Annotated in this window: 11 protein-coding genes and 1 pseudogene; 11 read left to right on the top strand and 1 reads right to left on the bottom strand. The window is 69.0% G+C overall.

From position 1 onward, the window contains the following. Nucleotides 1-66: 66 nt before the first annotated feature. Nucleotides 67-1,329, bottom strand: a complete 1,263-nt coding sequence (locus tag BS329_RS31645; RefSeq protein WP_076165344.1) for a hemolysin family protein — start codon at nt 1,327-1,329, stop codon at nt 67-69. A 127-nt stretch (nt 1,330-1,456) separates the two neighbouring features. Between BS329_RS31645 and BS329_RS31640 the strand changes: the two genes are divergently transcribed. The 11 genes and pseudogenes from BS329_RS31640 (at nt 1,457) to BS329_RS31590 (ending at nt 12,072) form a co-directional block, all read left to right on the top strand. Further along, nucleotides 1,457-2,791, top strand: a complete 1,335-nt coding sequence (locus BS329_RS31640; protein WP_076165342.1) for a cytochrome P450 — start codon at nt 1,457-1,459, stop codon at nt 2,789-2,791. Between the two features lie 398 nt (nt 2,792-3,189). After that, the gene (locus BS329_RS31635) at nt 3,190-4,164 is read left to right on the top strand and encodes an LLM class flavin-dependent oxidoreductase (protein WP_076165340.1); all 975 of its coding nucleotides are present in this window, start codon (nt 3,190-3,192) and stop codon (nt 4,162-4,164) included. Nucleotides 4,165-4,320: 156 nt separating this feature from the next. Further along, nucleotides 4,321-4,682 (top strand): annotated as a pseudogene (locus BS329_RS31630) (zinc-binding dehydrogenase); the annotation flags it as partial. Nucleotides 4,683-4,692: 10 nt separating this feature from the next. Then, entirely contained in the window at nt 4,693-5,175 is a 483-nt protein-coding gene (locus BS329_RS31625) for a hypothetical protein (protein ID WP_076165338.1), read from the top strand. Between the two features lie 62 nt (nt 5,176-5,237). After that, nucleotides 5,238-6,236, top strand: a complete 999-nt coding sequence (locus BS329_RS31620) for an AraC-like ligand-binding domain-containing protein (RefSeq protein ID WP_076165336.1) — start codon at nt 5,238-5,240, stop codon at nt 6,234-6,236. Between the two features lie 40 nt (nt 6,237-6,276). Continuing rightward, complete coding sequence (locus tag BS329_RS31615) at nt 6,277-7,044, top strand: MoaF C-terminal domain-containing protein (protein ID WP_076165334.1); 768 nt, start codon at nt 6,277-6,279, stop codon at nt 7,042-7,044. Nucleotides 7,045-7,228: 184 nt separating this feature from the next. After that, nucleotides 7,229-7,630, top strand: a complete 402-nt coding sequence (locus BS329_RS31610; protein WP_076165332.1) for a nuclear transport factor 2 family protein — start codon at nt 7,229-7,231, stop codon at nt 7,628-7,630. Further along, nucleotides 7,627-8,805 (top strand): ABC transporter substrate-binding protein, encoded by a 1,179-nt coding sequence (locus BS329_RS31605; RefSeq protein ID WP_076165331.1) that lies wholly within the window; start codon nt 7,627-7,629, stop codon nt 8,803-8,805. The genes BS329_RS31610 and BS329_RS31605 overlap by 4 nt, the downstream gene beginning before the upstream one ends. A 9-nt stretch (nt 8,806-8,814) precedes the next feature. Beyond that, on the top strand, nt 8,815-9,675 hold the full coding sequence (locus tag BS329_RS31600; RefSeq protein WP_076165329.1) for a branched-chain amino acid ABC transporter permease: 861 nt from the start codon (nt 8,815-8,817) through the stop codon (nt 9,673-9,675). Then, nucleotides 9,662-11,380, top strand: a complete 1,719-nt coding sequence (locus tag BS329_RS31595; protein ID WP_076165327.1) for a branched-chain amino acid ABC transporter ATP-binding protein/permease — start codon at nt 9,662-9,664, stop codon at nt 11,378-11,380. The genes BS329_RS31600 and BS329_RS31595 overlap by 14 nt, the downstream gene beginning before the upstream one ends. After that, the gene (locus tag BS329_RS31590; protein ID WP_076165325.1) at nt 11,377-12,072 is read left to right on the top strand and encodes an ABC transporter ATP-binding protein; all 696 of its coding nucleotides are present in this window, start codon (nt 11,377-11,379) and stop codon (nt 12,070-12,072) included. Before BS329_RS31595 ends, BS329_RS31590 begins: the two co-directional genes overlap by 4 nt. The last annotated feature ends 55 nt before the right edge of the window (nt 12,073-12,127 follow it).

Below are 12,127 nucleotides of genomic sequence, written 5' to 3'. Positions count from 1 at the left end.
CGTGGTGGGACACCGGGCACGCTGCCAACCGGAGGCGTCCGGCGCAACTCACCGCTCCGCATTCGCTCACCGGTGCAGCGCCACGCGCGTGATCGCGTGATGTTCTACACCGAGCACCTCGGCCGTCCAGCCGGAGACCACCACCCGGTCACCCGGCTTCTCCGGGATCCGGCCCAGGATCACCAGGATCAGCCCCGCGATCGTCGCGTACTCCCCCGGCGGCGCGTCGGGCAGCTCGACGCCGACGTCCACGAGGTCGTGCACCGGGAACGTGCCGGGCAGGACGAGGGAACCGTCGTGGCCGTCGCGTACGGCGAGGACGTCACGATCGGTCTCGTCGTAGATCTCGCCGACGATCTCCTCCAGCAGGTCCTCCAGGGTGACCATGCCCGCGACGGCGCCGTGCTCGTCGACCACCAGCGCCATCTGCTCCCGTTCGGCCTTGAAGCTGCGCAGCGCGTCCGAAACCCGCAGCGAATCGGGGAACACCACGGCTGGCCTGACCACGTCGGCGAGGTCGTCGCGGTCTTCGAGCAGATCACGCAGGCTCACCACGCCGACGACGTCGTCCAGATGCCCGCCACGGGCGACCGGCGCCCGGGAGTAGCCCGACTCGGCCAGCTGCCGCCGCGCCGACTCGAGATCCTGTTCCGCGGCGATCGTCAGTACGGCCCGCCTCGGGACGAGCACCTCTCGCAGCCGTCGCTCGTGGATTTCCAAGGCGCCGTTGATGATCATGCGCTGCTCGGCGTTCAGGCCGCGTTGGGCCGAGACCAGTTCCCGGAGCTCCTCGGGCGACATCTGGTCCGGATCGGCTTCCGCCCGTCCGCCCAGCACCCGTACGACGAAGTTCGTCGACACGCTCAGCGCCCAGACCACGGGCCTCGAAACAGTCGACAGCAGGTTCAGCGGACGTGCCACCAGCAAGGCCCACCGCAGCGCGTTCTGCATGGCCAGCCGCTTCGGCGCCAGTTCCCCGAGCACCAGGGTCAGGAAGGTGAGGACCATGGTCACCAGCGCGACGGCCACCGCGCGGGCGGCGTCGCCGAGAAAACCCAGCAGTGGCACCACGGGTTCGGCGAGGGACACCGCCGCCGTCGCCGAGGCGAGGAACCCGGCGAGCGTGATGCCGATCTGGATCGTCGCCAGGAAGCGATTCGGGTCGCGCGCCAGCCGGACCAGCGTGCGGGCCGTCGTGCGGCCGTCCCGTTCCAGGGAGCGCAGTTGCCCCTCGCGCAACGAGATCAGCGCCATCTCGCTGCCCGCGAACACCGCGTTGAGCACCACCAGCACCGCGACCAGCGCGATGTCGAACCCGTAGCCGCCCACAAGCACTCCCCGGCCCGCCGGAAGTGCAGAACATTACCGAGGGAAACGTCGGCCCGCAGATGTCCGACCGCTCGCTACTGACACGTCGTTCCGATACCTTCGAAGGACCCGCACGGACGGAGTCGTGATGTTCACACTCAAGACCGCTCCCGCCCGGCGTCTCCGGCGCCGGGCGGAGGAGATCGCCAAACCGGTCACCCGCTGGAGCATCGGCCACGCGATCCCGCGGGTGGCCTTGCGGGCCGCGGCGCGGCGGGGAGACCTCCAGGGCAGGCTGTCCGTCGAAGCGAGCGGCGGGGCGGATCTGACCGGGCTGTTCGACGAGATCCGTGCGCACGGCGCCATCGCCACCACCCGGGTCGGCCATGTGACCACCCGGCATTCGGCATGCAAGGAGATCCTCACCAGCGACGCGTTCAAGACCGTGCGGTTCGTCCCGGACAACCCGCTGCTCAACCGGCTCGTCGCCTGGTCGGCGTCCGGTCTGATCCATCCGATCGAACCGCCGTCGCTGCTCGCCAGCGAACCGCCCGACCACACGCGCTACCGGAAGCTCGTCACGCGGGTCTTCACCGCCCGCGCGGTCGAGCAACTGCGGCACCGCACGCAGGCGATCGCCGACGAACTGCTCGACGGCCTCGACCCGGCCAACCCCGTCGATCTCGTCGAGTCCTACTGCGGGCTGCTGCCGGTCACCGTCATCAGCCAGATCCTCGGTGTGCCGCCCGAAGAACGCGACAAGGTGCTCGCGCTGGGCGGGGCGGCGGCCCCGAGCCTCGACCTCGGGCTGCCGTGGAAGACCTTCCGTACCGTCGAAGCGACGCTGGCCGAGTTCGACTCGTGGCTCACCCTGCATCTGGAGAAGCTGCGGGCGAATCCCGGGGACAACCTGCTGAGCAAGCTGATCGCCGCCCGCGAGGACGGCGTCGGCCTGACCGAACGGGAACTCAAGGCGACCGCGGGACTGGTGCTGGCGGCCGGGTTCGAAACGACCGTCAACCTCCTCGGCAACGGCATCGCCCTGCTCGTCCGGAATCCCGGACAGCTCGAGAAACTGCGCGCGAACCCGGAACTGTGGAGCAACGTGACCGACGAGGTCCTCCGGCACGACCCACCCGTCCTGCTCACCGGCCGGTTGTGCGCCCGCGACACCGAGATCGACGGGAAGCCGATCGGCCGGGGCGCGATCGTCAGCACGGTGCTCGCGGGCGCCAACCGGGATCCGGAAATCTTCGACGACCCGTCCGCCTTCGACGTCGAGCGGCCTAACGCGCGAGACCACGTGTCGTTCGGCGCCGGGCGGCATTACTGTCTCGGCGCTTCGCTGGCGAGGCTGGAAGGGGAGATCGGGCTGCGGTCGATTTTCGAGCGATTCCCCGGCCTGCGGCTCGCCGGCGGGGCGCGGCGGCGGCAGACCCGGATCCTGCGCGGCTTCGAAACGCTCCCCGCCGCACTCTCGTGAGTGGTGAGAAAGGTTCTGACCTTCCTTTACCATTCACGAGCGGTGGCCGGCGGTTTTCACCGCAAGTAGTCCTCTACTTGCGGTGGGGCAGGGAGGCGTGAGTGAGCGAGAGGGTGACCGATGTTCTCCGTGGCATAGGGTCATCTTCGCGAGTCGGCCCGGCAGGCAACCCCGTCCTACCCGCCGTAGGTGCCCAAAACGCTGTTGGCTCTGACCGTCCTCAGCACTCACGGCTCACCTGGCCACGACGTGGCTCAGGTGCTGAGCGCGGCCGCCGTCCAGGGTGTCGCGAAAGCCACTTTCGCGACGTCTGATGTCGCGAAAGTGGCTTTCGCGGCACGACCACCGGCGGACACGACCGGCTCGAACCGCCTCTGCCACTCACGAGAGAGGACCGAATGCCTTCCGTGACCCCACGCCTCTCGGTCCTGGACACCTCCCCCATCGTCCAGGGCTCGACGCCGCGCCAGGCTCTCCTCAATACCGTCGACCTCGCGCGCCTCGCCGAAGAACTCGGCTACCACCGCTACTGGGTTCCCGAGCATCACGGCATGCGCGGCGTCGCCAGTTCCGCTCCGGCCGTCCTCATCGGTCACCTCGCGAACGCCACTCGCCGCCTGCGTGTCGGCGCGGGCGGGGTGCTGCTGCCGAATCACCCGCCGCTCGTGGTCGCCGAGCAGTTCGGGACGCTCGCCGCGTTGCATCCGGGCCGGATCGACCTCGGCATCGGACGCGCGCCGGGCGGCTCCAAGGCGGCCTCCGCCGTCCTTCGTCCACAAAGGACGAAAGACTTCGGCGAGCAGCTCGACGAACTCCGGGGTCACCTGAACCCGCCCGAGGACGCGGAGGTGAAGGCGATCCCCGTTCTCGGCGGCGACATCCCGGAACTGTGGCTGCTCGGCCGCTCCCCCGACAGCGCCGCGCTCGCCGCCGAACGCGGCATCCCCTACGCCTTCGCGCATCACCTGGCACCCACCGCGCCGGTCGAGGCCGATCTGGTCAGTGTGTCCGTCATCGCCGCGGAGGACGACGAGCGTGCCGAATGGCTCGCCGGATCGACCCGGCTGAAGGTGCTCAGCCGGATCCGCGGCAACCGCATCCAGTTGCCCAGCCCCGAAGAAGCGGCGGCGTTCCCTTACACCGCCGACGATCGCGCGGAAACAGCGAGACGTTCCGGCGCCGTGCTCACCGGATGTCCCGGAACTCTCGTCCCGAAACTGCAACGGATCCTCGACGAGACCGGCACCGCGGAAATCATGGTGACCACGCCGCTGTTCCACCACGCCGACCGCCGCCGCTCTTACGAACTCCTCGCTTCGCTCTCCGGGCGGCTCACGGCGCGTTCGAACAGGCCTGCCAGTTCCCGCGCGTAAGCCGCGACGTCGGTGTCCGGTCTCGTCAGCAGTTCGGCCGGGGTCGCTTCCGCTTGCTGGCCCTTACGGAACATGTCCTCCAGCTCGGACAGTGTCTTCGGTTCGAGCGCAAGCGGTCTTCGACGCGCTGGCCCGGCACAACCGCGGTTAACGACGGTCGACTTCGCCGAGGCTGTCCGCGACATCGACTTCGTGTTCGACACGATCGGCGGCGACACCGTCGAGCGGTCGCTCGACGTGCTCCGCCCCGGCGGTAGCCGAGGAGGATTTCGGAACTCGCCGCCAAGTACGAGGCGGCGGGTGTGCACTTCAGCGGCATCGCGGTCGACCCCGATCCGGTCGCCCTGCGAGGCCTCGTCGAACTCGCCGAGCAGGGCAAGCTCCGGGTCCCTGTGCAGGAGACGTTTCCGTTCGAGCGCGCCGCCGACGCGCACCGAGTGCTCGACGGCGGTCACCTCCGGGGCCTGAGCCGCCAAGCGGGCATTTTTACCGGACCGGCCACGAAAACCGGTCAGTAACGTCTCGCCGGTGACGAGGGACCGCGAAGGCAAGGAAGCGCCGGAGTTGCCCGCCTTCACCGGATCCGAGTGTCTCATGGGGTTTTTCATGGCCGTGCTGGCCCTGATCGGCCCGGTCCTGCTCTGGATCAGCACCCGGTTCGAACCCGGCGATGACGACCGCCTGGTCGTCATCGCCATGGGCACCGTGTTCACACTCGGCGGCCTGGGGATCGTCGGCTCTCAGCTGTGGCGGAACGCCAAGGCCCGCGAGGCCCACCGCGCGCTCGACCGGACCGGCGTTCGCGCGACCGCCGAAGTCGTTTCCAGCAAGCGGATCTGGGTCGGCGAGGTGACCACTCCGGCCGACGACGTCGACCTCGTCGTCACCGGGCCGGGCGTGACGCCGTTCAACGCGCGCCTCCTCTCCGAGGAGGTCGGTCGTTACGAAACGGGCACGGTGGTACCCGTCGACGTGGACCCGAGGACCCTCCTGTTCCGCCTCGCCGACTGACCCCGCCGCGATCATTGCCCGCCAGCATCGTATCGCTTATCGTATATGAAATTCACCCCCCGATGCTGCGAGGTGACGTTTTGACCACCGCCACCGCCGACCCGACCACCACCACGGTCGCGCGAGATTTCACGGATTTCCGCACGGTGGTGTCGCACTCCTTCGTGCCGTTGCACGTGACGAGCGAGCACCGCGACCACTTCCGCGGCCGCATCCGCTCGTGCGGCGCCGACGACGTGCAGCTGACCGAGGTGACCGCGTCCGCGCACGTGGTCGAACGAACGCCCGAGCTCATCGCCAGGGCGGACAGGCACTACTACAAATTGAGCCTGATCCTGGCCGGGACCGGACTCCTGGTGCAGGACAACCGCGAAGCCATGCTCCGTCCCGGTGACGTGGCGTTGTACGACACGCACCGCCCGTATTCCTTGGCGTTCGAAGAGGATTTCCGCACGCTCGTGGTGATGTTCCCGCAGCGCCTCATCGATCTCCCCCGTGACCTGGTCGGCCAGCTGACCGCGGTCCCCATGTCCGGCAAGCGCGGGATGGGGAACGTGGTGGTGCCCTTCCTCGCGCAACTCGGCAGCAACCTCGACCAGCTCGGCGGGCCGGCGGGCGTCCGGCTCGCGCATACGGCGGTCGACCTGCTCGCCACACTGTTCGCCAGCGAACTCGACCTCGCCCGCGCGACGGCCGGGCCGCACCACGAACTGATGCGCCGCGTACTCGCCTACATCGACACGAATCTGTCCTCCACCGACCTCGGCCCGGCGCAGATCGCCGCCGAGCACTACATCTCGACCCGGCATCTGCACGGCCTCTTCCACGAGCAGGGCACGACCGTCTCGAGCTGGATCCGCACCCGGCGTCTCGAACACTGCCGCCGCGAACTGCTCGACCCGGTACACGCTTCGCGGCCCGTCGCGGCCATCGCGGCGAAGTGGGGTTTCGTGGACGCGCCGCATTTCAGCCGGGTGTTCAAGACGGAATTCGGCTGCTCGCCGAGTGAACTGCGCCGTGGCTTGACCGTGAGCGATCGGTTGTTGCCGCCCAGCGCGTGACAGCTGGCCCTCCCCCGGCGGTCGCCCCGACGATGACCGCATGTCCGAAGCACCCGAGGAACAGTGGCGCACCTATGACGAGTTCGCCGCCGGAATAGCCACCTACCGCCTGCCGAACGCGGACCTGTCGGGACGCGAGCTCACCGTCACCCTCGACGACGGGACGACGCTCGCGCTGCGGTTCGAGGACGCGGAATCCGTCATCTGCAACGGCATCAAGGACCCGTACGACGCGGTCGCCGTCCGGGAAGACGTTTTCTTCGTTAATCTCCCCCATGCCAGCGTGGAAGGTGAAGCGCTCACCGTCGTCTTCTCCACGACGACGCATCGCGCGCTCGCCGTGCGTTCGGTGATCGGCGCCGAGGACGTCGAAGGCGTTCCCCGTGTCTCCCAGACGTTCTGGTCCGGGACCACCGACGCGGGCACGGCGACCGGCGAGCGGCCGGGGCCGTCGCGCGACCTGATCGGCAAGCGCAACGTGTACCGCTACAGCCCGGAACACCTCTACGAGCACGTGTACGTGTCCTCGCAACGCTATGCCTGGCAATGCCTCGAAGGCGTGCAGCGCGGCCACGGCGACATGGACCTGTCGACGGTGTGGAAGTTCCAGGACGGGCTCTACCTGTTCTGCTTCCGCGAATTCCGCATCGCCGTGGCCAGTGTGTGGCTGCACGACCTCGGCTACGCGCTGAAGACCACCGGCGTCTTCCTCGGCCTGACCGGCGACGGCCGGTCGGAACACTCCCGCGCGGGCGGACACATCTACCCACTCGGCGCCGTCTCTTATCCCGACGCGCAACCGGTCTAAGGAGCTTGATGGCGGAGCTGAGGACGGACTCCTAGACCGGACATAACGCGTGAACCCGCCCGGCCGAAGTCCCGCTATCGCGGTGGCAGGGCGCCCTGATCACCCACAGGAACGGTTCTACCAGGTCGCGCCCTGCCGACGTCGATCGCGGCGCGGGTTCACCAACAGACACCAAGGAGCTCAAGTGTCCAATTCAGACATCATCGCCGCGCACTACGCCGCGAGCGACCGAGGCGACCTGGCGGGCATGCTGGCCCCGCTCGGTCCCGAGACCACCTGGACGGAGGCGGCCGGATTCCCGTATGCCGGCACCTACACCGGTCCGGAAGAGGTGCGGGACAACGTCTTCGGCGCGATCGCGAAGGACTGGGACGGCTACGGTTTCGCCCTCGGCGACCTTCTCGACGCGGGTGACACGGTGATCGGCATCGGCACCTACCAGGGCAAGCACCGCGAGACCGGTCGCTCGTTCACCGCCCGCGTCGCGCATGTGTGGAAGTTCGACGGCGGCGAGGTCACCTCGTTCGAGCAGATCGTCGATTCCGTGCCCGTCGTGAACGCCATGAACGATTCGGCGGAACAGTGAAGCCCGCGCGGCGCCTCGTCGCCCTCTCCGCCGCGGTCCTGCTGGCGACGGCGGGCTGCGCCGGAGCAGAAAGCGGTGCGAGCGGCCCGATCAAGGTCGGCTCGGTCAACGCGCTCAGCGGCGCGGCCACCTTCCCCGAAGCCTCCCAGGCGGCCAAGGCCGTCTTCGACGCGGCCAACGCGAGCGGCGGCGTGAACGGAAGACAGATCGAGTACAAGGCGCTCGACGACAAGGGCGATCCGGCGGCCGCCGCGGCCGCGGCCCGCGAGGTCGTCGGCCGTGACGAGGCGGTCGCGCTGGTCGGCTCGTCCAGCCTCATCGAGTGCGAGATCAACAACAAGTACTACGAACAGCAGAAGATCCTGTCCATCCAGGGCATCGGCGTGGACCCGGCGTGTTTCTCCAGCCCCAACATCGCCCCGGCCAACGTCGGCCCGTACCACGACATGACGCTGACGCTGCTCTACGGCTCGGAAACGCTGAAGCTCAACGACATCTGCGCGTTGCTGGAGATCGCGGGCAACACGCTGCCGTCGTATCAGGCGGCGATCGACGAGTGGTCGGCGATCACCGGCAAGAAGCTCAAGTACCTCGACGCGACCGTGCCCTACGGCGGCTCCGACTACACCTCCTACATCGTCAAGGCCCGTAACGCCGGATGCAAGGCGATCACGGTGAACCCGGTCGAACCGGATTCCATCGGGCAGCTCAAGGCCGCCGCCGCGCAGGGCTGGAACGACGTCACCTGGCTGCTGCTGACCAGTGTCTACAGCGAGAACTACGCCAAGGCCGTCACCAACGCCGGCGCCGGGGTGTACGTCCCGGCCGAGTTCTACCCGTTCACCGACACGGCCAGCCCGCAGAACAAGGACTGGCACGACCTGATGACCAAGAACAACATCCCGCTGACATCGTTCAGCCAGGGCGGCTACCTGGCGGCGACGTATTTCCTCGAGGTCGTCCGCGGGATCAGCGGAGACGTCACCCGCGAGTCGGTGACCAAGGCGCTGCGCGAGATGAAGCCCATCACCCATCCGATGGTCGGCACGCCGTATGTCTTCGGACCGGGCCAGGCACACCATGACAACACCGCGGGCTGGCCGATCAAGCTCGCCTCCGGCACCGGCAAATGGGAGCTGGTCGCCAACGACTGGCTGCGTATCCCGAAGAAGTAGGAGGACTCGATGCTGCAGGGAGCGCTGGCCGGCCTGGCCGCCGGCGGACTGTACGCGGTACTGGCGGTGTGCCTGACGCTGATGTCGCGATTGGTGCGGGTGGTCAACTTCGCCCAGTCGGCCACCGGGATGTTCGGCTGCTACGTGGCGGTGTTCCTGTCCGTCCACTTCGGACTGCCGACGTGGCTCGCCACGGTGGCGGGGATCCTGCTCGGCGGGCTGCTCAGCGCGCTCCTTGGCTGGATCGTGTCCACTTGGCTCGCCGAGGCGGACACCGGCACCCGCTCGGCGGTGACGGTGGCGGTGCTGCTCCTGCTGATCTCGTTGTCGTTCATCCTGTTCGGCAACAAACCGCAGCCGTTCCACCCGATCCTGGACGGCCCGGCGCTCACCGTCGGCGGGGTGGTGATCAGCCAGGTCACCGTGGTCACCGTCGCGCTGGCGGTGCTGGTGGCGGTGGCCAGCAAGATCGTCCTGAGCCGGACCTCGGCAGGGGTGCAGCTCAGGGCGCTGTCCGAACGTCCGACCACCGCCGAACTGCTGGGCATCCCGGCGAAACGGCTCAGCGTCGCGGTCTGGGCGGTCACCGGGGTGGTCAGCACGCTGGTCATCTCGATCGTGGCGCCTTCGCAGTCTAACGACGCGACGTCGCTGGCGATGCTGGTGGTGCCCTCGGCCGCGGCGGCCCTGCTCGGCGGGTTCCGCCGTCTCGACCTCGCGGTCGCGGGCGGACTCGGGCTCGGTCTGATCCAGGGCGCGGCCGCACAGGTCGACGGCCTTTCGGTGGTGCGGTACTTCCTGCCGTTCGCAGTGATCGTCGCGCTGCTGCTCTGGTCGCAGCGCAAGGAGGTGTGGGATGCGGCTCGCTGACCAACGCGGGGTACGCACCGGGTTCCCGTTCGTGGTCGCCCTGGTGGCGATCGCGGTCGGTTACGGCCTGAGCGTCGGGCTCGACGGGTACTTCGTGTACCTGGGCATGAGCGCGGTCGTCGCCGGGATCTCGTTGCTCGGGCTGGGCGTGGTCACCGGCAGCGCGGGGATGATCTCCTTGTGCCAGCTGACCTTCGGCGCTGTCGGGGCCTGGACGGTGTCCGCGCTGAACGAGGCGCAGGCGCCCGGCGGGTTCCTCGTCTGGCTGCTGCTCGGCGGGCTCGCCGCCGGGGTGGTCGGGATCCTGGTCGGGCTCCCTGCGCTGCGGCTGCGCGGGATCAACCTCGCCGTCGTCACGCTGGGGCTCGCCGCCGCGGCCGACCTCGCGCTCGTGCAGCTTCAGTTTCCCGGCGTCTCCGGCGGGATCTCGGTCGAACGGCCGGAGGCCTTCTCCGACGACCGGTCCTATTTCCAGCTCGCCATCGTGGTGCTGGTGCTGTGCTGCCTCGCCGTGTACTTCCTGCGCCGCGGGCGCTGGGGCAGCGCCTGGCAGGCGGTGGCGTTCTCCGAACGCGGGACGGCGGCCGCGGGCACCAGTGTGCGGACGTCGAAACTGACCGCGTTCGCGGTGAGCGCCACCCTCGGCGGGATCAGCGGCGGCCTGCTCACCGGGCAGGTCGGACTTGCCTTCCCGGCCAGTTTCACCGCGATCCAGTCGCTGGCGCTGTACGTGCTGGCGATCATGTCGGGCGCGCATCTGATCGACATGGCGGTGTTCGGCGCGGTGCTCTGGGTCGGCGTGCCGGAACTGCTGAAGCGCTGGGGAATCCCGCAGGACTGGGGATTCGTGGTCTTCGGCGTGCTCGGGGTCCAGGCGCTGGCCAGTGGCGGCAACCTCGGCACCACGGTGCGGCAACTCTGGTACCGGCGCTCGAAAAAGGAGCCCGCGAAACTCGATCTGGCCACCGGGACAGCGGCCGTCGAGCCGGTGTCCCCCGGTCCGCCGGTACTCACCGTGCGCGGGCTGAGCGTGACCTTCGGGCATGTGTCCGCACTGTCTTCAGTGGACATCTCCGTACCGGAACACGGTGTGCTCGGCGTGATCGGGCCCAACGGCGCGGGCAAGTCGACGCTGGTGGACGCGATCAGCGGGTTCTTGCCGAACGCCGACGGCTCGGTGGAGCTGGGCGGTGAGCCGCTGACCGGATCGCCGTCGAACCGGGCCCGCGCCGGGCTGCGCCGGACGTTCCAGCAGGACCGTGTCCCACCAGGGCTGACGGTCGGGGCGTACGTCAAGTTCCTCGCCAGGCGACGGCTCACCGCCGACGAGATCGGCGAGGCGCTGGACTTCTTCGGCTGCCCAGCGGCCCGCACCCCACTGTCGCAAGTGGACGTCGGCGCCCGCAGGCTGGTCGAGGTCGTGGGGCATCTGCTGGCGGGGCCGCGGGTCCTGCTGCTCGACGAACCCGCCGCCGGGCTTCCGCACGAAGAGCACGTCGCGTTCGGGGAACGGCTGCGGCAGGTTCCGGCGCGGTTCGGGGTGTCCGTGCTGCTCATCGAGCACGACCTCGACCTGGTGCGTTCGGTCTGCGACACGATCACCGTCCTCGATTTCGGCCGCGTGCTGGCCTCCGGCCCCCAGGCCGAGGTGCTCGCCGATCCGGCCGTGCTCAAGGCGTACATGGGTGAAACGGAGCTGTTGTGAACGCTTTGCGGATAGCGGGGCTGACGGTCACCCGCGGCGCGGGTCCGGTGATCTCCGGCGTCGACCTCACCCTGGAGCCGGGCCGGATCACCGCGCTCGTCGGCCCCAACGGCGCCGGGAAGACCAGCCTGCTCGAAGCCGTCTCCGGTGTGGTGCCCGCTTCGGCCGGTACCGTCCACATCGGACCGGACGAGATCACCAGGCAGTCACGGGTCAACCGCGCGCGGCGAGGGCTGGCCCATATCGAGCAGGGCCGCGCGGTGTTCGGCGGCCTGACCGTGCTGGAGAACCTGATGCTGACCGCGCGCACCCGCGCGCGGGCCGACGAGTTGTTCGAACTGTTCCCCGAACTGGAGAAACGCCGCGACTCACCGGCGGCGCTGCTCAGCGGCGGCGAGCAGCAGATGGTGGTGCTGGCCCGCGCGTTCGCCGCGCGGCCGTCGTTCCTGCTGATCGACGAGATGTCGCTGGGCCTCGCGCCGGTGGTGTTCACCCGGTTGCTGCCGATGGTGACCCGGTTCGCCGAGGACGGGGCGGCGATCCTGCTGGTCGAGCAGTTCACGCACCTCGCGCTCGGCGTGGCGAGCGACGCGCTGGTGGTGTCTTCGGGGCGCGTCACCTATACGGGCGACGCGCAGGGCCTGCTGGACTCCCCCGCCACCCTGCACTCGGCCTACCTGGGCGAGTCCTGAGCCCAGCACCGATCGTGTCGCGAAAGCCACTTTCGGGACATCAGACGTCCCGCAA

The organism is Amycolatopsis coloradensis, assembly GCF_001953865.1.
GTDB classification, from domain to species: Bacteria; Actinomycetota; Actinomycetes; order Mycobacteriales; family Pseudonocardiaceae; genus Amycolatopsis; species Amycolatopsis coloradensis.
Note: the sequence above shows the minus strand (reverse complement) of the source record. Positions and strands in the feature narration are given on the sequence as shown.